The 26,814-nt window shown below is 69.3% G+C and carries 21 protein-coding genes; 13 read left to right on the top strand and 8 right to left on the bottom strand.

Annotated elements, in window-relative coordinates:
* Positions 1–78: 78 nt before the first annotated feature.
* Both WS57_RS07615 and WS57_RS07610 read right to left on the bottom strand, forming a co-directional pair.
* The gene (locus tag WS57_RS07615) at positions 79–2,499 is read right to left on the bottom strand and encodes a glycoside hydrolase family 31 protein (protein WP_069243985.1); all 2,421 of its coding nucleotides are present in this window, start codon (positions 2,497–2,499) and stop codon (positions 79–81) included.
* A 27-nt stretch (positions 2,500–2,526) separates the two neighbouring features.
* Positions 2,527–3,798, bottom strand: a complete 1,272-nt coding sequence (locus tag WS57_RS07610) for an MFS transporter (RefSeq protein ID WP_059515741.1) — start codon at positions 3,796–3,798, stop codon at positions 2,527–2,529.
* Between the two features lie 354 nt (positions 3,799–4,152).
* On the opposite strand from WS57_RS07610, the gene WS57_RS07605 reads away from it, so the two are divergent.
* The 8 genes from WS57_RS07605 (at position 4,153) to WS57_RS07570 (ending at position 13,472) form a co-directional block, all read left to right on the top strand.
* The gene (locus WS57_RS07605; RefSeq protein ID WP_059515740.1) at positions 4,153–5,097 is read left to right on the top strand and encodes a MurR/RpiR family transcriptional regulator; all 945 of its coding nucleotides are present in this window, start codon (positions 4,153–4,155) and stop codon (positions 5,095–5,097) included.
* Positions 5,094–6,086, top strand: coding sequence for an isoaspartyl peptidase/L-asparaginase family protein (locus tag WS57_RS07600; RefSeq protein ID WP_059515737.1), 993 nt, complete (start codon positions 5,094–5,096; stop codon positions 6,084–6,086). Before WS57_RS07605 ends, WS57_RS07600 begins: the two co-directional genes overlap by 4 nt.
* 27 nt (positions 6,087–6,113) lie before the next feature.
* Positions 6,114–8,000, top strand: a complete 1,887-nt coding sequence (locus WS57_RS07595) for a dipeptide ABC transporter ATP-binding protein (protein ID WP_059603063.1) — start codon at positions 6,114–6,116, stop codon at positions 7,998–8,000.
* A gap of 112 nt (positions 8,001–8,112) precedes the next feature.
* Positions 8,113–9,675 carry a glutathione ABC transporter substrate-binding protein GsiB gene (gene gsiB / locus WS57_RS07590; protein ID WP_009689180.1) on the top strand — a complete coding sequence of 521 codons (1,563 nt, stop codon included), beginning with the start codon at positions 8,113–8,115 and terminating at the stop codon, positions 9,673–9,675.
* 75 nt (positions 9,676–9,750) lie between these two features.
* Positions 9,751–10,671, top strand: coding sequence for a glutathione ABC transporter permease GsiC (gene gsiC / locus WS57_RS07585; protein WP_009689181.1), 921 nt, complete (start codon positions 9,751–9,753; stop codon positions 10,669–10,671).
* Positions 10,672–10,678: 7 nt separating this feature from the next.
* Positions 10,679–11,572: a glutathione ABC transporter permease GsiD gene (gsiD, locus tag WS57_RS07580; protein ID WP_009689182.1), complete on the top strand. Its 894-nt coding sequence runs from the start codon at positions 10,679–10,681 to the stop codon at positions 11,570–11,572.
* Positions 11,572–12,648, top strand: coding sequence for a P1 family peptidase (locus WS57_RS07575; protein WP_059515731.1), 1,077 nt, complete (start codon positions 11,572–11,574; stop codon positions 12,646–12,648). The genes gsiD and WS57_RS07575 overlap by 1 nt, the downstream gene beginning before the upstream one ends.
* Positions 12,645–13,472, top strand: a complete 828-nt coding sequence (locus tag WS57_RS07570) for a M55 family metallopeptidase (protein WP_069243984.1) — start codon at positions 12,645–12,647, stop codon at positions 13,470–13,472. The genes WS57_RS07575 and WS57_RS07570 overlap by 4 nt, the downstream gene beginning before the upstream one ends.
* 26 nt (positions 13,473–13,498) lie before the next feature.
* Here WS57_RS07570 and WS57_RS07565 read toward each other — a convergent pair whose 3' ends face one another.
* On the bottom strand, positions 13,499–14,278 hold the full coding sequence (locus WS57_RS07565) for an alpha/beta fold hydrolase (protein WP_059515729.1): 780 nt from the start codon (positions 14,276–14,278) through the stop codon (positions 13,499–13,501).
* Between the two features lie 142 nt (positions 14,279–14,420).
* Here WS57_RS07565 and WS57_RS07560 point away from each other — a divergent pair, with 142 nt between their 5' ends.
* Complete coding sequence (locus WS57_RS07560; RefSeq protein ID WP_009688949.1) at positions 14,421–15,200, top strand: AraC family transcriptional regulator; 780 nt, start codon at positions 14,421–14,423, stop codon at positions 15,198–15,200.
* 454 nt (positions 15,201–15,654) lie between these two features.
* On the opposite strand, the gene pcaG is transcribed toward WS57_RS07560, so the two are convergent.
* The 3 genes from pcaG to WS57_RS07545 form a co-directional block, all read right to left on the bottom strand.
* Positions 15,655–16,248 (bottom strand): protocatechuate 3,4-dioxygenase subunit alpha, encoded by a 594-nt coding sequence (gene pcaG / locus WS57_RS07555; RefSeq protein ID WP_009688950.1) that lies wholly within the window; start codon positions 16,246–16,248, stop codon positions 15,655–15,657.
* 3 nt (positions 16,249–16,251) lie between these two features.
* Positions 16,252–16,959 carry a protocatechuate 3,4-dioxygenase subunit beta gene (pcaH, locus tag WS57_RS07550; protein WP_009688951.1) on the bottom strand — a complete coding sequence of 236 codons (708 nt, stop codon included), beginning with the start codon at positions 16,957–16,959 and terminating at the stop codon, positions 16,252–16,254.
* 288 nt (positions 16,960–17,247) lie between these two features.
* Entirely contained in the window at positions 17,248–17,811 is a 564-nt protein-coding gene (locus WS57_RS07545) for a YiiX/YebB-like N1pC/P60 family cysteine hydrolase (protein ID WP_059515727.1), read from the bottom strand.
* 122 nt (positions 17,812–17,933) lie between these two features.
* Here WS57_RS07545 and WS57_RS07540 point away from each other — a divergent pair, with 122 nt between their 5' ends.
* The 4 genes from WS57_RS07540 (at position 17,934) to WS57_RS07525 (ending at position 20,575) form a co-directional block, all read left to right on the top strand.
* Positions 17,934–18,671: a helix-turn-helix domain-containing protein gene (locus tag WS57_RS07540; protein WP_040129478.1), complete on the top strand. Its 738-nt coding sequence runs from the start codon at positions 17,934–17,936 to the stop codon at positions 18,669–18,671.
* A gap of 93 nt (positions 18,672–18,764) precedes the next feature.
* A complete protein-coding gene (gene pcaQ, locus WS57_RS07535) occupies positions 18,765–19,751 on the top strand; it encodes a pca operon transcription factor PcaQ (protein WP_059515725.1) in 987 nt (328 codons plus the stop codon).
* Positions 19,752–19,866: 115 nt separating this feature from the next.
* Positions 19,867–20,226 carry a type II toxin-antitoxin system RelE/ParE family toxin gene (locus WS57_RS07530; protein WP_059515798.1) on the top strand — a complete coding sequence of 120 codons (360 nt, stop codon included), beginning with the start codon at positions 19,867–19,869 and terminating at the stop codon, positions 20,224–20,226.
* A gap of 52 nt (positions 20,227–20,278) precedes the next feature.
* On the top strand, positions 20,279–20,575 hold the full coding sequence (locus tag WS57_RS07525; RefSeq protein ID WP_069243983.1) for an XRE family transcriptional regulator: 297 nt from the start codon (positions 20,279–20,281) through the stop codon (positions 20,573–20,575).
* Between the two features lie 220 nt (positions 20,576–20,795).
* Here WS57_RS07525 and WS57_RS07520 read toward each other — a convergent pair whose 3' ends face one another.
* Together WS57_RS07520 and WS57_RS07515 are read right to left on the bottom strand one after the other, a co-directional pair.
* Positions 20,796–22,070: an APC family permease gene (locus WS57_RS07520; RefSeq protein WP_069243982.1), complete on the bottom strand. Its 1,275-nt coding sequence runs from the start codon at positions 22,068–22,070 to the stop codon at positions 20,796–20,798.
* Between the two features lie 133 nt (positions 22,071–22,203).
* Positions 22,204–26,697 (bottom strand): DEAD/DEAH box helicase, encoded by a 4,494-nt coding sequence (locus tag WS57_RS07515; RefSeq protein WP_069243981.1) that lies wholly within the window; start codon positions 26,695–26,697, stop codon positions 22,204–22,206.
* Between the last annotated feature and the right edge of the window lie 117 nt (positions 26,698–26,814).

Below are 26,814 nucleotides of genomic sequence, written 5' to 3'. Positions count from 1 at the left end.
TGGGACGGAAGGCTGCAGGCCTTCTCTGTGATGGCGCGGCGGGCCGTGCGAACGGCCCGCCCGATCGGGGTGCGTCCGTCAGTCCTCCAGTGCGACGACCAGGCGGCGCCATGCGCCGTCCCGCGTCTCCTGTTCGAGCCGCGCGCCGTGGATCGCGATGGCGTCCTGCCGCGTCGCGGGCAGCAGGAGGTCGATCCGGTCGGCGGGCCGCTTCATGCGGCCGTCCCAACGGATCGAGACGGCCAGCGCACCGGAAGCGTCGAGCCCGGTCTCGATGCGCCACAGCCCGTATTCGCCGTCGCGCCAGGCCTCCGTTTCGCCATCGTCCTCGACGCACTCGCCGTGCGCCACGCCGTCCGCCGTGCGCGGCGCGACGATGAAGCCGCGTGCGTCGGCGCGCGAGCCGAAATGCTGTTCGGCGACGTTCAGCGGCAGCACGTGTCCTTCGCGCAGCAGCATCACCGGCGTGTCGAGCGGCGCGGGCAGCGTCACGCTCGCGCCCCCGTCGAACGATTGCGCGCTTGCGCAGCACAGCCAGCGCGCGCCGCACGGCAGGTAGACCGTGCGCGTGTCGCGGCCCGGTTCGACGACCGGCGCGACCAGCAGTGCGTCGCCGAGCATCATGTCGTCGTTTTCGTCGTAGCAGCGCGCATCGTCGGGGAAGTCCGCGAAGGTCGGCCGCAGCACGGGTTCGTAGCGCGTCGTCGACAGCCACAGCAGGTGATAGAGATAGGGCAGCAGCCGATAGCGCTGCTTGATCAGCGACGCGATCTGCGCGGTGATTTCCGGATACATCCACGGCTCGTTGACGGTGCCGTCGTCGTTCCACGAATGAATGCTGAAGCGCGGCATGAAGACGCCGAACTGCACCCAGCGCAGCAGCAGCTCGGGGGACGGCGCGGGCCCCGAGAAGCCGCCGATGTCGTGGCCGATGTTGGACACGCCCGACAGCGCGAGGCCGAGCCCCATCCTCAGGTTGTAGCGCAACGTTTCCCACGACGTGTAGTTGTCGCCCGACCACGTCTGCACGTAGCGCTGCATGCCGGCGCCGCCCGAACGCGACACGAGGAACGGACGCAGCGCCGGCGCGTGCGCGCGCTGCGCTTCGTACGACGCGCGCATCATCAGCATCGTCTGCAGCACCTTCGCCTCGCGCACGGGGAACGGCTGGCCGAAGCCGTGCGCGATCGCGTCGGGCGACCACACCTCGTACTCGTTGTTGTCGTTCCAGGTCGACTCGATGCCGTAGTCGAGCAGCGCCGACGTGACCTGTTCCTGCCACCAGCGATACGCGTCGGGCTGCGTGAAGTCGAGATAGGCGCCGACCTCGTCCCAGAACTGCACCCACGCGGGTTCGCCGGACGCGGAGCGGATCAGCAGCCCGCGCCGCTGCGCGTCGTCGAAGGCCGGATGATCGCGCAGCAGGCACGGCTTGATGTTGGCGCACAGGCGGATGCCGTGGTCGCGATAGTGCTTCACGAATCCCCTGGGATCGGGAAACTTCTCGCGGTTCCAGTTGAACACGTAGCGCTTCGCGCCGATCGACGTATAGCCCGACGACAGGTGGAACGAATCGCACAGAATGTCGTGCGCGTCGCACTGTTCGACGAAGCGGTTCATCTGCTGCTGGGCATCCGGCGCGTCGGTGTAGCTCATCGTCGAGCCGGAATAGCCGAGGCCCCACCTCGGCGTGCGCGCCGGGCGGCCCGTGAGCCACGTGAAGCGCCGCGCGGCGGCGAGCGGCGTGTCGGGCGACGCGATGAAGTAGTAGTCGAGATCGCCGTGCTCGGCGACGAAGTAGCGGTACGGGCCGTGGTAGTTGTCGAGTTCGCGGCCCATGTCGAACGTGCAGTCCGACAGCGTGTCGTAGAACAGGCCGAATCCGCGGCACGCTTGCGGCGACCACGTGATGTAGAACGGAATGTGCTTGTAGAGCGGGTCCGTATGCTTCGCGCTGTAGCCCATCGCATCGATGTTGCGCATCTCGAAGCGCCCGCCCGTGCGGTCCAGGTCGCCTGCGCGCTCGCCGAGACCGAACACCTTGTCGCCGCGCTCGCGCACGACGTAGTGGTAGGCACGCTCGTCCCACCAGCCGAAGTTGTACGCCTGCGTCGGCCGGTCGGCGAGCACGGCTTGCCATGTGCCGTCGGCGTCGCGCATCGACCAGGTGCAATGGCCGCCCTGCCGGCGCACCGAAACGCGAATCAGCGCGGTCTCGACCGACAGGCTGTCGTCGTCCTCGAGCAGATCGTAGGCGGGCAGCGCGAAGCCGCTCAGGTCGAGGCGGTCGCGCCCGTCGAGCGGCACGTCGTCGAGGCCCGGCGCGATCGACCACGTGCGCGGGTTGCGCGCCCGCGCGTCGGGGAGTACGCGCACCCGCACGATGTCGTCCTCGAGCACGAATATCTCGAGGGTCGCGCCGGTGTCGGAAGCCAGCAGCAGCCGGTTCGCGTGCCGGCCGGCGAGACGGAAGACGGGCGGATGAAGAAGCGAATTCATGAAGGCGATTTCCTGTGAGAACGGAGGTCAGGCGTGCCGTGCGAGCAGGCGTTCCTGTTTCGATTGTCCGCGGATCAGCCACGCGAGCAGCGCGACGCCGACGATGTCGAACAGGCCGAGGCAGGCGAACAGCGGCGCATAACCGATCCGGTCGGCCAGCGCGCCGACCATGAGCGAGAAACCGAGGCCGCCGATCCAGGCAGCCATGCCGGCGAAGCCGCTCGCGGTGCCGACTTCCTCGGGGTCGAACACGTCGGCCGACAGCGTGTTGACGAGCGCGGAGATCATCTGGTGCGCGAAGCCGCCGACGCAGAACAGCGCGATGGCCATGTAGGGCGATGCCACCAGCCCGATCGTTGCGGGGCCGAGCATCAGCAGCGCGCCGAGCGCGACGCCGGCGACGCGCGACCATACGAGCGGCAGCTTGAACCGCCGGGCCAGGAACGGCGACAGGTAGCCGCCGGCGATGCCGCCGAGATCGGCGGCAAGGAACGGCATCCACGCAAAGACGGCGATCTGCGCGAGCTCCATGTGGCGCTCGGTCGCGAGATACAGCGGGATCCAGAAACTGAAGGTCTGCCACGCGGGTTCGGCGAAGAAGCGTGGCAGCGCAATGGCCCAGAAGCGCCGTGCGGTGACGACGTCGCGAATGCGGCGCTTCGATGCGGCGGGCATCGTGGCCTGGCCGTCGCGGATCAGCGTGCGCTCCTGCGGCGTGATGCGCGGATGATCGCCGGGCGACCGGTACTGCGTATACCAGAGCGCCGCCCACACGAAGCCGAGCGCGCCGGTGACCATGAACGCCGACTGCCAGCCGAAGCGCATCGAGAGGAAGACGACGAGCGGCGGGGCGATCGCCGCGCCGAGCGACGTGCCGGCGTTGAAGTAGCCGACCGCGACGGACTTCTCGCGATCGGGAAACCACTCGGCGACGGCCTTCATCCCGGACGGAATCGCGGCAGCTTCGAACAGCCCGAGCAGGCCGCGCAGCAGGCCGAGCGACAGCCAGCCCGACGCGAAGCCGTGCAGCACGCCGACCACCGACCACAGCGTCGCGAACAGCGCGAAGCCGAGCCGCAACCCGATCAGGTCGACGACGAAGCCGCACACCGGCTGCATGATCGTGTAGCCCACCTGAAACGCGCCGACGATGTACGAGTACTGCTGCGTCGAGATCGCGAACACGTGTTTCAGCTCGGGAGCGAGCACCGCGAGGGAATTTCGCGCGAGGTAGTTGAGGATCGTACCGAGGCAGACCAGCACGATGATCCACCAGCGCAATGCCTTGATTGTCTTCACTATCGTCTCCAGGCGATCCACCGGCGGGGCGAATCGCTTGTCTCATTCATATGATGTCTGATCTTTTGAGATATCAGTCCGCCCGTACTCGGGTGATATGGCGGCGTTCGAGCGAACATTCTGCCCTTTTCGGGAACCGACGTTGTCGGACAACTGACCATTTTCGAACATCCTATGTTCGAATGTGAATTCGGTCAACGTGAAAATGCGTTCGAACGAACTTTCTGAGGGTTTTCCCGGGCGACGGGCACGAGGGTGCGGGGCGGGGGCGTGACAACCCTGATGAAAATTAATTTTTTCTTCGCCTTGAATTGTGTAAATTGATTTTCATCCACCTTGCAATCCTCGCTGCTCATGACGACCCACGTTCAGCACGACGTCACCCACGACGAACCCGCGATCGCCGAGCGCATCGCGGCGGCGATGCCGTCGATGACGCCGATCCACCGGCGCATGGGCGAGTTCGTGCTGGCCAACCCGTTTCGCGCGGCGACGATGCGGATCGACGAACTCGCGGTCGCGGTCAACGCGTCGATCGCGACCGCGAACCGTTTCGCGAAGGCGCTCGGCTTCGACGGCTATCCGGCGATGCGCGCGGCGCTGGTGCGCGGTTTCGAGGCGACGCTCGGGCCGGTCGAGCGGCTGCGTTCGGCGCAGGAGCAGGAGGCCGGCGTGCGCGGCGCCGTATGGATCGACGCGGTGTTCGACCAGGCGGTCGCGAACATCGAGAACACCCGCGCGCAGCTGGACGCAGCCGATGTCGAGGCCGCGGTCGAGGCGATCGTCGGCGCGCGGCGCGTGATGATCCTCGGCGCGGGCTCCAGCGCGTTTCTCGCGGGGCTGATGGAGCACGGGCTGTCCGTGTGTCACGACAACGTGCAGTCGCTCGCGATGTTCGGCGGTCCGACGCATGCGGCGCGGCGGCTGTATACGGCCGATGCGCGCGATCTCGTGATCGCGCTCGCGTTTCCGCGCTACGTGAAGGACACGATCGAGCTGGCCCGACGGGCGGCCGCGCGCGGCGCGCGCGTGCTCGGCATTTCCGACGGGCCCGGCTCGCCGCTCGCGCCAGTCGCGTCGCTGAACCTGTACGTGAAGGCGGAACGGCGCTTCGCGGCGACGTCGGAGGCGGCCGTGCTCGCGACGATCGAGGCGCTGATCGATGCGGTCGCGCTGCGCACGCACCGCTCCGCGAAGTCCGCCGCCGAGATGACCGAATTCCTGCTGCCCTGGCTCGTGCAGCCGCAAGCGGCGCTGCCGGCCGCCAACCTTCCCGTTTCTCGACCGAAAAAACCATGACTTCAACCGCGATCGTCGCGATTCACGGCGGCGCAGGCACGATCCTGCGCGATGCGATGGACACCGACACCGAACGGCAGTACCGCGCCGAGCTGAGCGCGATCCTGCAGGCCGCCCGGCAGGTGCTGGCCGACGGCGGCAGCGCGCTCGACGCCGTGACCGTCGCGGTGCGGATGCTCGAGGACTGTCCGCTGTTCAACGCGGGGCGCGGCGCGGTGTACACGGCCGAGGGCAAGCACGAGCTCGACGCCGCGATCATGGACGGCGCGACGCTCGCCGCGGGCGCCGTCTGCTGCGCGACGCGCGTGCGCAACCCGGTGCTCGCCGCGCGGCGCGTGATGGAAGCGAGCGAGCACGTGCTGTTCGCGGGCGCGGGCGCCGACGCGTTCGCGGCCGCACAGGGGCTCGAACTCGTCGAGCCCGGCTACTTCGACACCGAGGCGCGCCATGCGCAGTGGCTCAAGGCACGCGCGGCGGCCGGCATGATGCTCGATCACGACGCCGCGACGTTCGCGTTCGGCGCGGCGCAACCGCCCGAGCCGCTCGATCCCGACAACAAGCTCGGCACCGTCGGCGCGGTCGCGTGCGACCTGCACGGGCACGTCGCGGCGGCGACGTCGACGGGCGGCATCACGAACAAGCAGCCGGGGCGCGTCGGCGATTCGCCGATCATCGGCGCGGGCTGCTATGCGGACGACGCGACCTGCGCGGTGTCGTCGACCGGTACCGGCGAGATGTTCATCCGGCTCGCGACCGCGCACGACGTCGCCGCGCAGATCGCATATCGCGGCGCGTCGCTTGCCGATGCCGCGCACGACGTCGTGATGAACAAGCTGCCGCGTCTCGCGGGGCGCGGCGGCATCGTCGCGGTCGACGCGCACGGCAACGTCGCGATGCCGTTCAACACGGAAGGGATGTATCGCGGCTACGCGCGCGTCGGCGAAGCGCCCGTCGTCGGCATCTATCGCGATGACGACGATGCGCGCTGATTCCGGAGCGCCGCAGGAGGCTCACGCATGACTTCGAACCGAAATCCGTCCGGCCTGGTGCTGCCCGAGCAGCGCGTCGTCGCGGTCGACGACCTGTCGGTCACGTTCCGCCGCGAAGGCGCGACCTTCGACGCGGTGCGCAACGTGTCGTTTCACGTCGATCGCGGCGAGACGCTCGCGATCGTCGGCGAATCGGGCTCCGGCAAGTCGGTCACGTCGCTCGCGCTGATGCGGCTCGTCGAGCACGGCGGCGGCGAGATCACCGGCGGCCGGATCGTGCTGCGGCGCCGCAGCGGCGCGCTGCTCGATCTCGCGCAGGCCGGCGCCGCGACGATGCGCGGCATTCGCGGCGCGGACATCGCGATGATCTTCCAGGAGCCGATGACGTCGCTCAACCCGGTGTTTACGGTCGGCGACCAGATCAGCGAGGCGATCGCGCTGCACCAGTCGAAATCGCCGGGCCAGGCGCGCGCGGAAGCGCTGCGCCTGCTCGACCTCGTGCGCATTCCCGAGGCGCGCCGCGTGTTTGCGCGCTACCCGCACCAGCTGTCGGGCGGGATGCGGCAGCGCGTGATGATCGCGATGGCGCTGTCGTGCCGGCCCGCGCTGCTGATCGCCGACGAACCGACCACTGCGCTCGACGTGACGATCCAGGCGCAGATCCTGCAACTGATACGCGGGCTGCAGGACGAGATGAAGATGGGCGTGATCTTCATCACGCACGACATGGGCGTGGTGGCCGAGGTGGCCGACCGCGTGCTGGTGATGTATCGCGGCGAGAAGGTCGAGGAGGGCGAGTCGGAGCGGATCTTTGCGGCGCCCGTGCATCGCTACACGCGCGCGCTGCTCGCGGCCGTGCCGCGGCTCGGCTCGATGCACGGCACCGACGCGCCCGAGAAATTCCCGCTGCTGAAGGTCGACGGCGCCGGCGCGGCCGTTCCGGTGCACGGCGATGCGCAGCCGCGCGTCGATCCGGGCGCGCCGCCGGTGCTGCGCGTGCGCGACCTGGTCACACGCTTTCCGGTGAAGAGCGGGCTGTTCGGCCGCGTGTCGCAATACGTGCATGCGGTCGAGCGCGTGAGCTTCGAGCTGCGCGCCGGCGAAACGCTCGCGCTGGTCGGCGAGTCGGGCTGCGGCAAGTCGACGACCGGCCGCTCGCTGCTGCGCCTCGTCGAATCGCAGAGCGGCTCGATAGAATTCGACGGCCGCGACATCAGCGCGCTGAAAGGCGCGGATCTGCAGGCGCTGCGCCGGAACATCCAGTTCATTTTCCAGGATCCGTTCGCGTCGCTGAATCCGCGCCTCACGGTCGGCTTCTCGATCATGGAGCCGCTGCTCGTGCACGGCGTCGCGAACGGCCGCGACGCGCAGGCGCGCGTCGACTGGCTGCTCGACAAGGTCGGCCTGCCGCCCGAGGCGGCGCGCCGCTATCCGCACGAGTTTTCCGGCGGTCAGCGCCAGCGGATCGCGATCGCGCGCGCGCTCGCGCTGAACCCGAAAGTCGTGATCGCCGACGAATCGGTGTCCGCGCTCGACGTGTCGGTGCAGGCGCAGATCGTCAACCTGATGCTCGACCTGCAGCGCGAACTCGGTGTCGCGTACCTGTTCATCTCGCACGACATGGCCGTCGTCGAGCGTATCAGCCATCGCGTCGCGGTGATGTATCTCGGCCAGATCGTCGAGATCGGCCCGCGCCGCGCGGTGTTCGAGGCGCCGCAGCATCCGTACACGAAGAAGCTGATGAGCGCGGTGCCGGTCGCCGATCCCGCGCGCCGGCATGCGCCGCGCCAGCTCGCGGCGGACGAGATTCCGAGCCCGATCCGCGCGGTCGGCGACGAGCCCGTCGTCGCGCCGCTCGTCGCGGTCGGGCCCGGGCATTACGTCGCGACGCATCGCGTCGGCGGCGCGTACTGACGCAGCGCCATGCGGTCGCGCACGCGCTGCTACGCGGTTTTTTCCGAAGCGGGGGGCCGTCGTCCCGCGCATTCATCACGCGTCACAGAACCTTGCACAGGAGCCAGCCAGCATGAACCAATCGCTTTCGTCCCCGATGTTTCGCCTGCGCACGCTGATCGCGACCGGCGCGAGCGTGTTCGCGCTGACGGCCGCGCTGCCCGCGCTCGCGCAGCAGACCGCGGTGATCGCCGTCGACCAGACGTTCACGACGATGGATCCGTACGACGCGAACGACACCGTGTCGCAGGCCGCGGCCAAGTCGTTCTACGAAGGCCTGTTCGGGTTCGACAAGGACATGAAGGTCGTCAACGTGCTCGCGACCGGGTATGACGCGTCGCCGGACGCGAAGGTCTACACGATCCACCTGCGCAAGGGCGTGAAGTTCCACGACGGCACCGATTTCAACGCGGAAGCGGTGAAGGCCAACTTCGACCGCGTGACCGATCCGGCGAACAAGCTGAAGCGCTACAACCTGTTCCGCGTGATCGAGAAGACCGAGGCCGTCGATCCGTACACGGTGAAGATCACGCTGCGCGAGCCGTTCTCGGCGATCATCAACACGCTCGCGCATCCGTCGGCGGTGATGATCTCGCCCGCGGCGCTGAAGAAGTGGGGGCGCGACATCGCGCTGCATCCGGTCGGCACCGGGCCGTTCGAGTTCGTCGAATGGAAGCAGACCGACGACCTGAAGGTGAAGAAGTTCGCCGGCTACTGGAAGAAGGGCTATCCGAAGATCGACGGGATCGACTGGAAGCCCGTGATCGACAACAACACGCGCGCGGCGCTGATGAAGGCCGGCCAGGCGGACATGGCGTTCCGCATTCCGTATGAGCAGGTGCCCGACCTGAAGGCCAATCCGAAGCTCGATATCGTCGAGCGGCCGTCGATCGTCGCGCGCTACGTGTCGCTGAACATGCAGCAAAAGCCGTTCGACAACCTGAAGGTGCGCCAGGCGCTCAACTACGCGATCAACAAGGAGGCGCTCGTGAAGGTCGCGTTCTCGGGCTTTGCGACGCCGTCGACGGGCGTCGTGCCGCCGGGCGTCGAGTTCTCCACGAAGACGGGCCCCTGGCCGTACGATCCGGCGAAGGCGCGCGCGCTGCTGAAGGAGGCCGGCTATCCGAACGGCTTCGAGACGACGCTCTGGTCCGGCTATAACAACACGACGTCGCAGAAGGTGATCCAGTTCCTGCAGCAGCAGCTCGCGCAGGTCGGCGTGAAGGCGCAGGTGCAGGCGCTGGAATCGGGCGAGCGCGTGTCGAAGGTCGAGAGCGCGCAGGATCCGGCGAGCGCGCCGGTGCGGATGTTCTATATCGGCTGGTCCGCGTCGACCGGCGAGGCGAACTGGGCGCTCGCGCCGCTGCTCGCGACGGTGTCGGCGCCGCCGAAGCTGTTCAACACCGCCTACTACCGCAATCCGGCCTTCGACGACGACCTCGCGAAGGCGCTGCAGACCGTCGACCGCGCGAAGAAGGCCGAGCTGTACGCCGATGCGCAGAAGCGAGTCTGGGCCGATGCGCCGTGGATCTTCCTCGTGCAGGAGAGCATCGTCTATGCGCGCAGCAAGCGGCTGCAGGGCGTCTACGTGATGCCGGACGCTTCGTTCAACATCGACGACATCTCGATGAAGTAAGCGCGTCCGCGCGCATCGCGGCTCGCCGGCGCGGCATGTCGAACGCGCGGCGGGCCGCCAGGATCCGGTGCCCTCATGCTGAATTTCATCATCAAACGCCTGTTCGGCCTGCTGCCGACGCTCGCGATCGTCGCGGTGCTCGTGTTCCTGTTCGTGCACCTGCTGCCCGGTGACCCGGCGCGGCTCGCGGCCGGTCCCGAAGCCGACGACGCGACGGTCGCGCTGGTGCGCGCCGATCTCGGGCTCGACCGGCCGCTGCCGACGCAGTTCGCGAACTTCTTCGTGAAGATCGCGCACGGCGATTTCGGCAAGTCGACGCGCAGCAAGCGGCCGGTGTCGACCGAGATCGGCGAGCGCTTCATGCCGACGCTGATGCTGACGATCGTCAGCATGGCGTGGGCGACGCTGTTCGGGATGGCGATCGGCATTGCGTCGGCGGTGTGGCGCAATCGCTGGCCGGACCGCATCGGCATGACGCTCGCGGTGTCGGGCATCTCGTTTCCGGCGTTCGCGCTCGGCATGCTGCTGATGGAGATCTTCTCGGTGAAGCTCGGCTGGCTGCCGGTCGTGCCGGACGGCACGTGGAAGAGCTACGTGCTGCCGTCGCTGACGCTCGGCGCGGCGGTCGCGGCGGTGATGGCGCGCTTCACGCGCGCGTCGTTCGTCGAGGTGCTGAACGAGGATTTCGTGCGCACCGCGCGCGCGAAGGGCGTGCACGAGCCGATGGTCGTGCTCAAGCACTGCCTGCGCAACGCGATGATCCCGGTCGTCACGATGATGGGGCTGCAGTTCGGCTTCCTGCTCGGCGGCTCGATCGTCGTCGAGGCCGTGTTCAACTGGCCGGGGCTCGGCCGCCTGCTGGTCGATTCGGTGACGATGCGCGATTACCCCGTGATCCAGGCGATCGTGCTGCTGTTCTCGCTCGAATTCATCCTGATCAACCTGACCGTCGACGTGCTGTACGCGGTCATCAACCCGACCATCCGGTTCAAGTGAGGTGCGCATGAACGCGACTGTCCCGACCTCGGCGCCGCCCGCATCGACCGCGATCCGCACGCCGTGGCGCGAATTCTGGCGCAAGTTCCGCCGGCAGACCGTGGCGCTCGTCGCGGGCGGCTTCGTGCTGCTGCTCGTCGTGCTGGCGTTCGTCGGCCCGCATGTCGTGCCGTTCGATCCGGAAAACTATTTCGACTACGACGCGCTGAACGCGGGGCCGTCGGCCGTGCACTGGTTCGGCGTCGATTCGCTCGGCCGCGACATCTTCAGCCGGATCGTCGCCGGCACGCGCATCTCGCTCGCGGCCGGCTTTTTCTCGGTCGCGCTCGGCGCGCTGATCGGCACGTTCTTCGGGTTGCTCGCCGGCTACTACGAAGGCTGGTGGGACCGCATCACGATGCGCATCGCCGACGTGCTGTTCGCGTTCCCCGGGATCCTGCTCGCGATCGGCGTGGTCGCGATCCTCGGCAACGGCATGATCAACGTGATCTGCGCGGTCGCGATCTTCAGCATCCCGGCGTTCGCGCGGCTCGTGCGCGGCAATACGCTGATGCTCAAGCACATGACCTATGTCGAGGCCGCGCGCAGCATCGGCGCGTCGGACTGGACGATCATCATGCGGCATATCCTGCCGGGCACGGTGTCGTCGGTGGTCGTCTACTTCACGATGCGCATCGGCACCTCGATCATCACGGCCGCGAGCCTGTCGTTCCTCGGGCTCGGCGCGCAGCCGCCGACGCCGGAGTGGGGCGCGATGCTCAACGAGGCGCGCGCGGACATGGTGAGTGCGCCGCACGTCGCGATCTTCCCGAGCCTCGCGATCTTCCTGACCGTACTCGCGTTCAACCTGCTCGGCGACGGGCTGCGCGACGCGCTCGATCCGAAGCTGGAGCGCCGCTGATGGTTGCCGTACCGACGATGTGGAGCGCGACGCTGCCGGCCGGGCGGCGCGGCACGATCGCCGACGTGCCGGGCGTGACGGTCGGCCACTGCACGCTCGACGCCGGCGCGGTGCAGACCGGCGTCACGGTCGTGAAGCCGCATCCGGGCGACGTGTACCGCAGCAAGGTGCCGGCCGGCGCGGCGGTGATCAACGGCTTCGGCAAGAGCGTCGGGCTCGTGCAGGTCGACGAACTCGGCACGCTCGATACGCCGATCGCGCTGACCAACACGTTCGCCGTCGGCGCGGTCGCCCATGCGCAGATCCGCGCGGCGATCGCCGCGAATCCGCGGATCGGCCGCGACTGGCCGACCGTCAATCCGCTCGTGTTCGAGTGCAACGACGGTTATCTGAACGACCTCCAGGCGTTCGCGGTGATGGCCGCGCATTACGACGCCGCGTGCCGCGCCGCGTCGCGCGAGGTCGCGCGCGGCGCGGTAGGCGCGGGGCGAGGGATGGCGTGCTTCGACCTGAAGGGCGGGATCGGCTCGGCGTCGCGGGTCGCCGTCGCGGCCGGGCGGCCGTACACGGTCGGCGCGCTCGTGCTCGCGAATTTCGGCCGGCTGCCGATGCTGACGCTCGGCGGCGTGCCGGTCGGACGGATCCTCGCCGAACGGCAGGCGGCCGCTGCCGCGCAGGCTGCGCCGCCCGAGCAGGGCTCGATCATCCTGCTGCTCGCGACCGATGCGCCGCTCGACGCGCGACAACTGTCACGGCTCGCCCGCCGGGCGGGCGCGGGGCTTGCGCGCACGGGCTCCGTCTACGGGCACGGCAGCGGCGACCTCGCGCTCGCGTTCTCGACCGCCTACACGATCGCGCACGATGCCACGCATGTCGCGCTGCCGGCGCTGCTGGCCGATGCCGCGCTCGATCCGCTGTTCATGGCCGCGGCCGAGAGCGTCGAGCACGCGATCGCCGATGCGCTGCTGCAGGCCGTGACGGTCGCCGGGCGCGACGCTCATGTGCGGCAGTCGCTGCGCGACGCGCTGCCCGATCTCGATGGCCTCTTCCACGCAGACCGTCCGAACCATTCATGAAGATCCTGATTTCGACCGACATCGAAGGCGTTGCCGGCGTGTTCGCCGCCGAGCAGACGCGCGCCGGCAATCCCGAGTACGAGCGCGCGCGCCGCTGGATGACCGCCGAGGCCAACGCGGCGATCGAAGGCGCATTCGCGGGCGGCGCGCAGGCCGTGTGGGTCAACGATTCGCACGGCGGCTTTCGCAACCTGCTGCCCGACGGGCTCGATGCGCGCGCCCGCGTGGTGCTCGGCAAGCCGCGCACGCTCGGGATGATGGCGGGCATCGAACAGCAGCCCGATCTCGTGTTCATGATCGGCTATCACGCGAAATCGCAGACGCGCGGCGTGCTGGCGCACACGATCAACAGCTTCGCGTTCACGCAGGTGTGGCTGAACGACGTCGAGCTCGGCGAGGCCGGACTGTACGGTGCGCTCGCGCGCGAGTACGGCGCGCATGTCGCGCTGGCGACCGGCGACGACGTGTTCGCCGACGAGACGCGGCCGCTGTTTCCGCAGGCGCGTTTCGAGACGGTCAAGACCGCCGGCGGCGCGTCGAGCGGCGATACGCTGACGCCGGCCGCCGCCTGTGCGCGCATCGCCGTCGCCGCGCGTGAAACGGTGGCGCAGGCCGTATCGGCCGGCTGGCGCGCGGGCGCGCATCGGCCCGCGCCGGCCGCATGCACGCTGCGCGTGCAGACGGCCGCGATCGCCGACCTGTTCGCCGTGCTGCCGTCGCTGACGCGCGTGGACGCGGTGACGCTGCGCTTCGACGGGCCGTCGGTCGAGCACGTCGTGCGCACGCTGAACAGCCTGTCGGCGATGTCGTTCATGCTGCGATGACGCGCGCCGACAGCATGCCGCGCCCGTTACGCGCGACCGGCCGGTTCCGCTGCGGTGGCGAGCAGGAAGGACTCGATCGCCGCGACCAGCGCAAGCGGGGTTTCGTTCATCGGATAGTGGCCGGCGTTGCGCAGCACGTCGACGGTCGCGAGCGGGTAGCGCCGCAGATAGGTGCGGGCCATCAGCGCGGCGTCGAACGCCGGGTCGTGTTCGCCGATCAGCACCTTCACCGGATGATGGCCGGCGATCTCGTCACTGAAATCCGTATCGGCCCACGCGCGGAAATACGCGCCGAACGCGTGCGCCGACGAACAGGCTGCCGAATACGCGGCTTTCCACTCGACCCAGGCGGCGGGTAGCCGCCCGCCCGTGCTGCGATCGATGATGGTCCGGCGCGCGGCGGGATGGTCGGCGGCCCGTTCGAACAGCGTCCGGCGCGGCGTGTCGAACGGCACGCCGCCGCACGGCACCGGTGCGACCGGAACCAGCGCGCGCACGCGCTCGGGCGCGAGGGCGGCGACCTTCTCGATCGCCATGCCGCCCATCGAATGGCCGACCAGGCTGAAGCGGTCGAAGCCGAGCGCGTCGGCGAGCGCGATGGTGTCGGCGGCGATCTCGTCGATCGTGTATGCGCCGCGCGCATCGCGCATGCGGCCGTAACCGCGGTAGTCCATGAACACGTAGCTGAAGCGTTCGCGCGACAGCCACGCCTCGACGGGTTCGAACGCGTGTGCGTCGCCGAACCAGCCGTGCAGCACGAGCACCGCGTGCGGGCCGTGGCCGACGCGATGAAAGGTATTGGGCATATCCGCTCCGAAGTCGTTGCAATGCGGCCGATCCGGCCGACGATCCGGGCGACGCGTCGGTCGCTCGGGCGTGAAGCGGATCGTAGATCGGTCGAAGGCGACCCGCTTTCGATATCGGGTCATTCATGATGGAATTCGGGCCATGAGAAATACGCTGCTTGATCCCTACGAACACATTCCGCGTAGCGTGGTCGTGATCGCCAACGACTATGCGGCAGGCACGACGTTTCCGGAGCACGCGCATGCGCGCGGGCAGTTCGCGTTCGCGTCGCGCGGCACGATCAGCGTGGCGACGCCGCACGGCCGCTGGCTGGTGCCGCCGCAGCGCGCGTGCTGGGTGCCGGCCGGCGTGCGGCATGAAATGACGATGAGCGGGCCGGTCACGATGCTCAACACCTTCGTGTCGGACGCCGCCGCGCGTGAGGCCGGCCTGCCCGAGCATTGCGGCGTGTACGGTGTGTCGGCGCTGCTGCGGCAGCTGATCGACGAGGCGATCGACTTGCCGGCGATGTACGACGTCGACGGGCGCGCCGGCAAGCTGATGGCGCTGCTGGTCGCGGAAATCGCCGCGATGCCGCGCCTGTCGCTGCATGCGCCGCTGCCGGTCGACGCGCGCCTGGCGCGGATCTGCCGCCACCTGTTCGCGTCGCCGTCGATCGCGGCCGACCTCGACCGCGTCGCGGCCGACGCGGGCCTGAGCCGGCGCACGTTTACGCGGCTGTTCCGCGCGCAGACGGGCGTGAGTTTCGCCGCATGGCGTCAGCAGGTCTGCATGCTCGCGGCGATTACGCGGCTGAGCGACGGGCAGCCGGTGACGCGCGTGGCGCTCGATCTCGGCTATGCGAGCGCCAGCGCGTTTGCGTCGGCGTTTCGGCGCATCCTCGGCGACACGCCGAGCCGGTATCTGGAGATTCGCCGCTAGCCGCCGGATTCCGCGGCGCGTGCGTGCCTGCGACGACGGGGCAAAAAAATGCGCGCCTGCCGAATTTCGCAGCCGCGCCAAAGGCACCCGGTCAGAAAAAATGCGCGAGCCGGCGGCCTGGGCCGTGTCGCGCATCTATGGGTCATTGTTTCCTGTGCCGATTCAATTTGCTCGAGTCGTTTCGGAAAACACAGAATACGCCGCATAACGCGGTAGTCAATTTCCATCAGACCGGTGAAGCATGTGCGTTTGCAGCATGCATTTCGCTGCTGCAGAAGATGTAAGGGTCGGAAGCCTTGATGCGTCGACCGCGCCGGTCTCGACCGAGCGCCATGCGGCGCAGCATCGAATGATGTCGGCGGAAATGAAAAACGCCGCGTGCGGCGAGGCCGGATCGGCGTCGCGTCACGCGGCGTTGCGCTTCGCGCAGGGCCGGCCTGCGCCGGCGCGTGCATCACACGTCGAAGAACACGGTTTCTTCCGGGCCCTGCATCCGGATGTCGAAGCGGTAGACGGTCGGGCGGCCCGGTTGCGCATCGCGCTTCGCGACGAGCGTCGCACGGCGCTCGGCCGGCACCAGGTTCAGCACGGGGTCGGTCGCATTCGCCGCGGCTTCGTCGTCGAAGTAGACGCGGGTGAACGCGTGCGTGAGGATCCCGCGCATCATCACGGTCACGTTGATGTGCGGCGCTTCGTCCGCGGCGATCCGGCCCGGCTTCACCGTCTCGACGATGAAGCGGTGCTGCGCATCGGTGCCCGTGCCGACGCGCGCGAAGCCGGTGAAGCCCGCGGTCGCGATGTCGTTGCGCGAGGCGGGGTAGCGGCCCGCGCCGTCGGCCTGCGTGAACTCGAGGATCGCGTCGCTGACGACCTTGCCGTCGCCGTCGAACACCTGGCCGACCAGCAGCACGTGTTCGCCTTCGGCGTGCGGCGCGGCGATCGTCGGCGTAAACAGGCTCTTCAGGTCGTAGTCGTATTGCTGCGGGCACAGGCCGTATGCGAAGTACGGGCCGACCGTCTGCGAAGGGGTTTGCTTCAGCGTCGTCATGGTTCAGCGCTCCATCGGGGTGGCGTCGCGGCCGCGCAGCACGATGTCGAATTCGTAGCCGAGCGCATAGCCTTCTTCGGTGATGTCCATCGAGAAGCGCGAGATCAGCCGATCGCGCGCAGCCTCGGGCGTGCCCTGGAAGATCGGGTCGTACGCGAGCAGCGGATCGCCGGGGAAATACATCTGCGTGACGAGGCGCGAGCCGAAGTAGTCGCCGAACAGCGAGAAGTGGATGTGATTCGGGCGCCACGCGTTCGGATGATTGCCCCACGGATACGCGCCGGGCTTGATCGTCAGGAAGCGGTAGCGGCCTTCGTCGTCGGTCAGGCAGCGGCCCGCGCCGAGGAAGTTCGGGTCGAGCGGCGCGTCGTGCTGGTCGACCTTGTGCACGTAGCGGCCTGCGGCGTTCGCCTGCCACACCTCGACGAGCGTGTTGCGCACGGGCTTGCCGCCTTCGTCGAGCACGCGGCCGGTGACGACGATGCGTTCGCCGAGCGGCTCGCCGTTCTTCACCGCGTTCTTCGTCAGGTCGTGGTCGAGCGCGCCGAGATCCTCGGCGCCATAGACGGGCGCGTACTGGTCGCGCAGCTTTTCCTTCAGCGGGATCAGCGGCCGGGTCGGGCCGCGTTTCACCGACGAGCGGTACTCGGGATGGATATACGCGGGATGCGACGGCCAGTCGCGCGGCGTGAGGATCGTGGGGGAATCCATCGGGCGTCTCCTGATAGGTATTTCGCGAAGTGGATGGCAGGACTTTAGCCAATCCGGAAAGTTATGCAAAATGACCTTTTTTCGCGAATCGCATAACCGTTCGTTATGCGTTCGGGCGCTGCGCCAATAAAGACGCCGCCGGACAGGATGCCTGTCCGGCGGATAAAGCGATCGGGCTTCGCGTCGTCGTCACCGTCGACGACCCCGTGCACGGCCCTCCAGCCAGCCCGTCGCTGTTTTTTGGTATGTCGTTGTTGTTGTTATCGGGTCTCCCTGCGCCTGCCGTCGTTACTGGCGGGCGGGATCGAACACGATCCCGTCGAATTCGAGCGACAGCGCGCCGCTGCGCAGCAGGGTCGCGGGCGTCGCGGCGCTGTCGGCGCCGAGCACTTCGCTCACGTAGCGCGCGCAGAATCCGCGGCGCGCGCGCAGGTTGAAATGCGAGCCGAGCAGTGCGCCGATCAGCCGTTCGGCGGTGCCGTGCAGCCGGCGCTGCGCGTCGGCCGTCGGCGCGGCGGTGCGACGCGCCAGCGCGATGCGTCCGCCGCCGGCGCGGGCGACGAAGCGGGCGAGCGTCGTGAGCTTCGTCCACGGGAAACCGGGCTCGGCGATCATCGGCTCGTCGCCCGACGTGTCGACGACGATCCCGAAACGATTGGCCCACGCGCCTGCCGTGCCCGCCGGGTCGCGCGCTGCGCCCGCCGCGGCGCGGATGAACACGAGATCGCCGAGATGCGCGCTGGCGGCGAGCGTGCGGACGGTGGCGAGCGGCAGCGCGCGATCCGTGTCGCGGGTATCGCGCGGCGTGGCGCGATGCGGGTCGTACGCGGCGGTTTCGGTTCGGGTGGACATTTCGGCTCCGTCTCGGTAAGTGACAGCACGGGGCGAATTATGCAGACAAGTATCTGAAAGTGTTCATCTGCCTGCTCGAGTAGCCTAATATCCGACTCGAAGCATCATTTTTCGATACCAAAATGACCGAGACCGCCCAACTTATCGATACGCTGAAGCGCCTGTTGAAGGCGCAGGGGATGACCTACCGCGACGTCGCGCGAGCGCTCGACGTGTCCGAGACCAGCGTGAAGCGGCTGTTCGCGAGCGGCCGCTTCACGCTCGAGCGCCTCGTCGAGATCGCGCAGCTGCTCGGCTACACGCTGGCCGAGCTCGCGCAGGAGGCGTCGGCGTCCGCGCCGCGGCTGCACGTGCTGAGCGAGCAGCAGGAGGCACTGCTCGTGTCGGACGAGAAGCTGTTGCTGGTCGCCGTCTGCGCGATCAACTACTGGACCGTGCAGGACATCGTGACGACCTATCGCGTGACGAAGGCCGAGTGCGTGAAGTACCTGCTGATGCTCGACCGGATGAACGTCGTTGCGCTGCTGCCCGGCGACCGGATCCGCGTGCGTGTCGCGCGCGACTTCGACTGGCTGCCGGGCGGCCCGATTCGCCGCTATTTCCATGCGCACGCGCTCGGCGATTTTCTCGACAGCCGCTTCGACGGCCCGGGCGAGACGATGACGTTCTCGCAAGGGATGCTGACCGAAGCCGCCGCCGCGGAACTCGAACTGGAGCTGCGCCGGCTGCGCAGCAAGGCCGCCGCGCTCCACGCGGAATCGGCATCGGCGCCGCTCGGCCAGAAGCACGGCACGGGATTGCTGATCGCGAAGCGAATCTGGGAGCCGACCGGTTTCCATGCGTTGCGGCGCAGTGCATGACGGGGGCCGACCGCGTCATTGCGCGGAACGCTTGGGGCTGCCCGGAAAGTTATGCAAAATGGCGTTTCATCGTCTTTCGCATAACCGCACGTTATGAATAACCGTATCGCCGACGGCCGCGTCAAGTTCCGTCACCTGCAGTGTTTTCTGGCGGTCGCGCAGCTGGGCGGCGTGCAGAAGGCGGCGGAAAGCCTGTCGATCACGCAGCCGGCCGTGTCGAAGACGATCGCCGAACTGGAGTCGATCCTCGGCGTGAAGCTGTTCGAGCGCGGCAGGCAGGGCGCGCAGCCGACCCGTGAAGCGCAGCTGTTCATGCCGCACGCGAACGCTTGCGTGCTCGCGTTGCGACAGGGCGTCGGGCTGCTCGCGCGGGAAGGCGGCGCGGCCGCGGCGACGCTGGAAATCGGCATGCTGCCGACCGTCGCGGCATCGCTCGCACCGCCGCTGATGAAGGCGTTGGCCGAGCGCTGGCCGCGCGTCGTGGTGCGGATCGCGACGGCCGCGAACGCCGACCTGCTCGAACGCCTGAAGGCGGGTGCGATCGAATGCGCGATCGGACGCCTGTCGGAGCCGGAGCGGATGATCGGGCTCGCGTTCGAGCAGTTGTACAACGAGCCGCTCGTCGCCGTCGTGCGCGCGGGACATCCGCTGCTCGCGAGCGCCGCGCCGGCGGCCGAGCTCGCGCGCCATCCGGTCGTGCTGCCGCCGTACGGCACGCTGATCCGGCAGTCGGCCGAGCATCTGCTCGGCGCTTGCGGCGCACCGCCGCTCGATTCGTTCATCGAGGTGCTGTCGGTGTCGGTGGCGCGCGCGCTGGCGCTGGAGAACGACGCGATCTGGTTCGTGCCGCTGTATACGGCGGAGTACGACCTGTCGGCCGGGGTGCTGGCGCGCCTGCCGCTGCCGTCGGCCGGCACCGATGAACCGGTCGGGCTGATCCTGCGCACCGACGCGCAGCCATCGCCGGTCGCGCGCACGCTGATCGACGCCGTGCGCGAAATCGCGCGGGCGCGCTTCGGCGATGCGCGTGCGCGCCGTCCGTCACGCGGCGCGCGCAAGCCGGTTCGGCGCGAGCGCTGACGCGCACGCGGCGGCTCGGGCCAATCCGTCGGTCGCGGACTGGCTGTTCGGTCGACTGTCGGCTTTTTCGTGCTTGGCATATCGTATCAATTTTGATACGATCGGTGGCAAGACGATGGCGAGACAGCAGATTCAGGTCACGCTCGGCGTGCGTTTTTTCAGGACGGCGGGGGGCAACGAACCCGTTCGCGAATGGATCAGGGCGCTCGAGCCGGCAGAGAGAAGGGCGATCGGCGAAGAGATCAAGACCGTTCAACTGGGCTGGCCGCTCGGCATGCCGCTGGTCCGGAAGATGTCGCAGGATCTGTGGGAGATCCGGATCATGCTGCCGCGCCGGATTGCCCGCGTGCTGTTTACGGTCGTCGGCGACACGATGGTCCTGCTGCACGGGTTCATCAAGCAGTCGTCGGCGACGCCGTCGGACGATCTCGACGTCACGCTCGCCCGCCTGAAGGCGCTGGCGCGAGCCATCTGATTTCCCGGTTGAGCCGGCACGCGGCCGGCAACGCCATGCACTGGAGTACGACATGACGACTACCAACAACGCCCACATCGGCAGCGATTTCGACGCCTTCCTCGAAGAAGACGGCCATCTCGAAGCCGCGACCGCGACCGCGATCAAGCGCGTGATCGCATGGCAGATCGGGCAGGAAATGAAGGCGCAGCACATCACGAAAACGGCGATGGCCGCGCGCATGAAGACCAGCCGTGCCGCGCTCAACCGGCTGCTCGACGAAACCGACACGAGCCTCACGCTGACGACGCTCGCAAGCGCCGCCGCGGTGCTCGGCAAACGGCTGAGTTTCGAGCTGGTGCCGGCCTGACGCTTCGCCGCAACGGCGTGCCGCCGCTGCGCCGTTCGCGTCGGCGCAACTCGCCGGGCGATCTGCCCGGCCATTGCGGCGATCGAGCGCCGACTTCCGGCCCGCCGGGCGGCGCGCTACGACCCGCCGTGGCGCGTATCCCGCGCGAGCCGGTTCGATGCAGACGGCACGGACCTCGGGCGGCGAGCGGCCCCGCGCGTCGCCGCGAATGCCGGTCGGCTCAATCGTGTGCGCCTGTCATGCGCAGATAGAGCAGCGCACCGCCCGCGAGCAGCAGCGGGCACAGCAAATACCATCCGGTCGTCAGGAACAGCCCCGCGACGGCGATCAGCGAAATCCACGCGCAACGACGGGCGATGCCGCCGCGCGGCAGCAGCTTCAGCGCGGCGGCCGCGCCGAGCCCGTACACCATCACGAAACATCCCGATGTGACCAGCACGAGCGGCTTCGGCCCGACGTCACCAAACGTCGTCGCGGCCAGCGCGATGGCCGCGAGCACGGCGATCACGCCCAGGCTGCGGCGCGGCACGCCGCCGACCTGGCTGCCTTGCGCAAGCCATGCGGGCAATGCGCCGTCGCGGCCGAGCGCGGCGCCCAGCTTTGCCGCCCCCGCGAAATACGCGTTCATCGTGCCGAGCGTGAGCAGCAGCGCGGCCACCGCAGCCAGCACTTGCGCATGACCGCCGAGGCCGCCCGCGATCAGCTCCGCGAGCGGCGCACCCGACGCGCCCGCTGACGGCCCCAGCACCGCGACGCTCGCAGCGGCGACCGACAGATACAGCAGGCCGACGACGACCACCGCGATGCCGGCGGAGCGCGGCATGTCGTGCGCGGGCCGACGGAATTCCGCCGCGAGATGCGTGATCGCCTCCCATCCGGCGAAGCTCCACACGAGCAGCGCGGCGGCTTGTCCGACCGCGAGCCAGCCGTGCGGCGCGAACGGATGCAGGTTCGCCGCGCGCGCATGGGGCGCGGACGCGAGCACGGCCGCCAGCAACAGCGTGACGAGCAGCGCGGACAGCACGAGCTGCATGCGGCCCGACACCGTCACGCCGAACGCGTTCGCGGCCGAGACGACCGCGATCAGCGCGGCGGCCGTGACGATGACCGTCGTGTGTCCGCCGCCCGTCACGGCGGCGACATAGGCGCCGCCGAACATCGCGGCCGCCGGCGCGCCAGCCGGCACCGCGAAATAGAAGCACCAGCCGACGATCGCGGCCGCCTTCGGCCCGAACGCGCGGCGCGCATAGGTCGACACGCCGCCCGCGTCGGGATGGCGCGCGCCGAGCGCAGCGAAGGTGGCCGCGAGCGGCCCCGACAGCACGACGAGCGCGGCCCACGCGAGCAGCGACGCCGGGCCGGCGACCTCGGCGGCCAGCGCGGGCAATGCGATCACGCCGGTGCCGAGCACCGCGCCGATATACAGCGCGGCGCCCTGGAAAATCGTCAGCGAGCCGGCGTGACGGGCGGCGGGCGAATCGGCATGCGAGGACATTGCGACAGTCTCCGGAAATCTTGTCGTGAGCGCGGCAGTGCGCGCGATGAACAATCGTCCGATGCTACCCGAATGTCGGCGGCGACGCGGTGCGTCGATCAGTAGTCCGCGACGTGCCGCATGTCAGCCGATGTCAGTAGCGGCGCGCGAGCCGCAGGCGCGCGTCCTCGCGCGCGGCGGGCGACAGGTCGGGCGCGTAATGGAACGCGCCCGACACGAGCGATGCGATCGGCACGCCGTCGCGGAACAGCACGCGATTGCCGGCGAGCGCGGGTACCTTGTCGCCGGGCAGCAGCGTGCCGACGAGGTTGAGCGGATCGACACCCGTCACGCAGACGGTTTGCCCGTCGCCCGGTTGCCGCCGCAGTTCGCGCAGGATCGGAATCGCCTCGGGCAACGCGAACTGCTCGCCCGCGAGCCCGGCGACGAAGCGCCCGCCGCGAATCTCGCCGCGCGCTTCGAGGCGTTGCAGCACGCGCACGAGTTCGCGCCAGCTCGGCAGCCAGTCGGCCTCGCGTTCGAGCAGCCGCCAGAACACGACGCCGTAGCGGCGCAGCAGTGTCCATGCGATGTGTTCGAGCGCGTCGGGGTCGGTTGCGGCGACCGCGCCGCGTCTGGTCGCCGGCGTGTCGACCGGCGGCGCCGGGCGCTGCACCAGCGCCCAGCGGCCGGCGTCGTCCATGCCGCCGATCAGTGCGCCGCCGCGCCGCGTGCGCGGCGCATAGGTCGCGCTGCGCTTGACTGCCGGCTTCAGCAGCGCGCGCAGGCCCGCGAAGCTGTCCGCGTTGACGAGGCCGGCCGACACGAGTTCGCCGAGTGCCTGTTCGAGTTCGACGGGCAGCATGTGCAGGTCGTCGAGCAGCGCGTCGAAGAACATCGCGCCGTGTGCGGCCAGCGCATCGCGCACCTGTGCCGCGCGAGCGGACAGCGTGGGCTGCGCGTCGGGATCGCGCAGCGCCTGCCATGCGCCGAGATGGCGGCGCGGCAGCAGCACGATCGGCGTGGTTTTCACGGGCGTGCCGGCCGCGCGCGCCGGCGCGCCGATGCGGGTCCATACGAGCTTGCCGGAGCGGCACAGGTCGTCGATGCCGCCGGCCGTGTAGTCGGTGAGCCGTGCGGGCAGCAGCGCGTCTTCCCACGCGCCGGCCGCGGCCTCGTAGCCTTCGAGCTGCTCGACGACGGCCGCGAGCGCATCGCGGCCCGTGCCGCGCGTGTCGGGCGTCAGGTGTTGCCAGTGGAACAGGAAGCGCATGAAGTCGGCGCGCTCGACCGGTTCGATTTCGCGACGCAGCCGCTTCACCGTATAGCGATGAATGCGGGCGAGCAGGTGGCGTTCGCACCATTCGTCGAGCGTCGTGCCCGGCGTGAAGCGGCCGCGCATCACGTAGCCCTCGCGCTCCAGCGCGGCAAGCGCCGTCGCGACCGCGGCGGGCGGCAGGTCGAGCGGTTTCGCGATCGCGTCGAGCGGCAGCGGGCCGAAGCCGGTGAGCCGTGCGCGGATCACGTCGACGAGCGCGGCATCGGCGTCCCACGGTTCGGCGCACGCGGCCGGTATCTTGAGCACGGGCGAGAGGCGGGCGTCGGGATGCAGCGCGCGCAGGCAGACCAGCCGTTCGACCGGCACCCACAGCGCCGCGCCGTCCGGCGTCGCGAGCTTCGTCGCGCGACGGCGTTCGGCCAGTTCCGCGAGCCGCGCGGGCCAGCCTTCGTGCGCCTGCGCTTCGTCGTCGGCGATGCAGGCGAGCGTCAGCAGCGCGTCGTGCATTTCGTCCGCGTCGCGCACCAGCGGCCAGGCTTCGTCGCGCACCGCGTCGATCGCATCGGCGTCGAGCGCGCCGAGATCGTCGGCCGATTCGGGGTCGCTCCAGCGACGCGACTGCACGGCCTGCGTGCGGCGCTCCTCGAGCGGCGCGTCGTCGAGGAACGCGTAGGGCTTTGCGTTGAGGATCTCGGCCGCGAGCGGCGACGGCGCCGGCAGGTCGCGCGCGACGAGTTCGATCGCGCCGCTTTCGATCCGGCGCAGCAGCGCGAGCCAGCCGTCGGTGTCCATCGCGTCGTGCAGGCAGTCGTCGAGCGTCTGCTCGACGAGCGGATGATGCGGGATCTCGCGTTCGCCGACGACGTTCTCGAGGCACGCGACCTGATCGGGGAACACGGTCGCGAGCAGATCGTCGCTCTTCATCCGCTGCAGTTGCGGCGCGGTGCGCTTGCCGCCCGTGAAGCGCGGCAGCGCGAGCGCCGTGGTCGCGTTCCAGCGCCAGCGCACGCCGAACAGCGGCGCGTCGAGCAGCGCCTGGATCAGCACGTGTTCGGCGCTCGCCGAACGCAGGTAGCGCCACACTTCGTCGAGCGCGAAGCTGTGCGCGAGCGACAGCGACAGGATGATCGCATCGTCGGTCGCGGCGGCCTGCAGCTCGAAGTTGAAATTGCGGCAGAAGCGCTTGCGCAGCGCCAGCCCCCACGCGCGGTTGATGCGGCTGCCGTACGGCGAATGAATGACGAGCTGCATGCCGCCCGATTCGTCGAAGAAGCGCTCCATCACGAGCGTGTCCTGCGTCGGCAGCGCGCCGAGCGCGGCCCGCGCGCGGGCGAGGTAGTCGGCGATCTGGCGCGCGGCGTCGGGCGATACGCGCAGCTCGTCGACGAGCCAGTGCAGCGCCGGCGCGAGGTGGCTTTCGGGGGGACGGGCCGGATCGGCAACAGCCGTGCTGCGTTGCGCGGCGGCGTCGGCCTCGGCTTGGGTTCCGGCAGGCGGCGCCGATTTCATGCTGCCCTTGGCCTTCGCTCCGCTTGCCGTGTTTGCGCGGGCATGCCGCTCGCCTTCGGCGAACAACGCGTCGAGCCGCGCGCGCAGCCGGCCGACCGCGGCCGACAGTTCGTCGCTGCGCCCCGGCGCCTCGCCGAGCCAGAACGGAATACTCGGCGACTGGCCGTGCGCATCCTCGACGCGCACGCGCCCGGTTTCGACGCGAATGATCCGGTACGACTGGTTGCCGAGCTGGAACACGTCGCCGGCGAGGCTCTCGACCGCGAAATCCTCGTTGACGGTGCCGACCTGGATGCCCTGCGGCTCCAGCAGCACCGCATAGTCGGCCATGTCGGGAATCGTGCCGCCGGAGGTCGTCGCGGTCATCATCGCATTGCGGCGGCCGCGCACCGTGCCGCCGACCACGTCGCGGTGCAGGTACGCCGCGCGCACGCCGCGACGGCTCGAGAAGCCTTCCGCGAGCATCTTCATCACTTCGTCGAAGCGCTCGCGCGACAGGTGCGCATACGGCGCCGCGCGCGTGAAGCTCGCGTAAAGCGCGTCCTCCTGCCATTCGGCGCATGCGGCTTCGGCGACGATCTGCTGCGCGAGCACGTCGAGCGGCGCCTGCGGAATCCGCAGCGTGTCGAGTTCGCCGCGCCGCACGCAATCGAGCAGCGCCGCGCATTCGACCAGTTCGTCGCGCGACAGCGGGAACAGCCGGCCTTTCGGCATGCCGCCGACGTGGTGACCCGAACGGCCGACGCGCTGCAGGAACGGCGCGATCCCGCGCGGCGAACCGACCTGGCAGACGAGATCGACATCGCCGATGTCGATGCCGAGTTCGAGCGATGCGGTCGCGACGAGCAGCTTCAGCTCGCCGCGCTTCAGGCGCTGCTCGGCGTCGAAGCGGTGTTCCTTCGCGAGACTGCCGTGATGCGCGGCGATCGCGTCCTTGCCGAGCCGCTCGGCGAGATGGCGCGCCATGCGCTCCGCGGTGCGCCGCGTGTTGACGAACACGAGCGTCGTGCGATGTGCGGCCGCGAGCGCGGCGATCCGGTCGTACACCTGTTCCCACACGTCGGTCGCCATCACCGGTTCGAGCGGCACGTTCGGCAGTTCGAGCGCGAGGTCGCGCTCGCGCACGTGGCCGGTGTCGACGATCGTGCAGTCGCGCGGCGCATCGGCCGGGCCGCCGACCAGGAAGCGCGCGACCGCGTCGATCGGCTTTTGCGTGGCCGACAGTCCGATGCGCGGCAGCGCGCGGCCCGTCAGCGCGTCGAGGCGCTCGAGCGACAGCGCGAGATGGCTGCCGCGCTTGGACGACGCGAGCGCGTGGATCTCGTCGACGATCACCGATCGCACGGTCGACAGCATCTGCCGTCCCGACGTCGACGACAGCAGCACGTACAGCGATTCGGGCGTCGTCACGAGGATGTGCGGCGCGCGCTTGCGCAGGGCGGCGCGTTCGGCCTGCGTGGTGTCGCCGGTGCGCACCGCGGTGCGGATCTCCGGCACCGGCAGGCCGAGCTGCGCGAGCGACGCGGCGATGCCGGCGAGCGGTGCGTCGAGGTTCACGTGGATGTCGTTCGACAGCGCCTTCAGCGGCGACACGTAGACGACGAGCGTCGCGTCGGGCAGCGCGCCGTCGTGCGCGAGCGCATCGCGCACGAGTTCGTCGAGCGCGCAGAGAAACGCGGTGAGCGTCTTGCCGGAGCCGGTCGGCGCGGCGACGAGCGTCGAGCGGCCGGCCTTGATGTGCGGCCACGCGAGCGCCTGCGCGCCGGTCGGCGCGGCGAACGTGCGGCGGAACCACGCGGCGACGGCCGGGTGGAACACGTCGAGCGCACGAGTGGCGGGGCGGGTGGCGGTGACGTCCATCGGTTCGTTGAAATGGGGTGCGAGCGAGCGCGATACGCGGCGCGCGAATCGCCAGTGTGCCAGACGTCGCGGCCATGTGCCGGACGCGATACGGCGGCAGCGGCGCGGGCGCTGCGC

The organism is Burkholderia pseudomultivorans (assembly GCF_001718415.1).
In the GTDB taxonomy this organism is placed as follows: domain Bacteria; phylum Pseudomonadota; class Gammaproteobacteria; order Burkholderiales; family Burkholderiaceae; genus Burkholderia; species Burkholderia pseudomultivorans_A.
Note: the sequence above shows the minus strand (reverse complement) of the source record. Positions and strands in the feature narration are given on the sequence as shown.

Excerpts from the sequence above, each read along its gene's own strand:
- WS57_RS07615 (WP_069243985.1), bottom strand. The coding sequence starts at position 2,499 with ATGAATTCGCTTCTTCATCCGCCCGTCTTCCGTCTCGCCGGCCGGCAC.
- WS57_RS07520 (WP_069243982.1), bottom strand. The coding sequence starts at position 22,070 with ATGTCCTCGCATGCCGATTCGCCCGCCGCCCGTCACGCCGGCTCGCTG.
- WS57_RS07600 (WP_059515737.1), top strand. The coding sequence starts at position 5,094 with ATGACTTCAACCGCGATCGTCGCGATTCACGGCGGCGCAGGCACGATC.
- gsiD (WP_009689182.1), top strand. The coding sequence starts at position 10,679 with ATGAACGCGACTGTCCCGACCTCGGCGCCGCCCGCATCGACCGCGATC.
- WS57_RS07525 (WP_069243983.1), top strand. The coding sequence starts at position 20,279 with ATGACGACTACCAACAACGCCCACATCGGCAGCGATTTCGACGCCTTC.
- WS57_RS07575 (WP_059515731.1), top strand. The coding sequence starts at position 11,572 with ATGGTTGCCGTACCGACGATGTGGAGCGCGACGCTGCCGGCCGGGCGG.
- WS57_RS07540 (WP_040129478.1), top strand. The coding sequence starts at position 17,934 with ATGACCGAGACCGCCCAACTTATCGATACGCTGAAGCGCCTGTTGAAG.
- WS57_RS07545 (WP_059515727.1), bottom strand. The coding sequence starts at position 17,811 with ATGTCCACCCGAACCGAAACCGCCGCGTACGACCCGCATCGCGCCACG.
- pcaH (WP_009688951.1), bottom strand. The coding sequence starts at position 16,959 with ATGGATTCCCCCACGATCCTCACGCCGCGCGACTGGCCGTCGCATCCC.
- WS57_RS07595 (WP_059603063.1), top strand. The coding sequence starts at position 6,114 with ATGACTTCGAACCGAAATCCGTCCGGCCTGGTGCTGCCCGAGCAGCGC.
- gsiC (WP_009689181.1), top strand. The coding sequence starts at position 9,751 with ATGCTGAATTTCATCATCAAACGCCTGTTCGGCCTGCTGCCGACGCTC.
- pcaG (WP_009688950.1), bottom strand. The coding sequence starts at position 16,248 with ATGACGACGCTGAAGCAAACCCCTTCGCAGACGGTCGGCCCGTACTTC.
- WS57_RS07515 (WP_069243981.1), bottom strand. The coding sequence starts at position 26,697 with ATGGACGTCACCGCCACCCGCCCCGCCACTCGTGCGCTCGACGTGTTC.
- WS57_RS07605 (WP_059515740.1), top strand. The coding sequence starts at position 4,153 with ATGACGACCCACGTTCAGCACGACGTCACCCACGACGAACCCGCGATC.
- gsiB (WP_009689180.1), top strand. The coding sequence starts at position 8,113 with ATGAACCAATCGCTTTCGTCCCCGATGTTTCGCCTGCGCACGCTGATC.
- pcaQ (WP_059515725.1), top strand. The coding sequence starts at position 18,765 with ATGAATAACCGTATCGCCGACGGCCGCGTCAAGTTCCGTCACCTGCAG.
- WS57_RS07565 (WP_059515729.1), bottom strand. The coding sequence starts at position 14,278 with ATGCCCAATACCTTTCATCGCGTCGGCCACGGCCCGCACGCGGTGCTC.
- WS57_RS07530 (WP_059515798.1), top strand. The coding sequence starts at position 19,867 with ATGGCGAGACAGCAGATTCAGGTCACGCTCGGCGTGCGTTTTTTCAGG.
- WS57_RS07560 (WP_009688949.1), top strand. The coding sequence starts at position 14,421 with ATGAGAAATACGCTGCTTGATCCCTACGAACACATTCCGCGTAGCGTG.
- WS57_RS07570 (WP_069243984.1), top strand. The coding sequence starts at position 12,645 with ATGAAGATCCTGATTTCGACCGACATCGAAGGCGTTGCCGGCGTGTTC.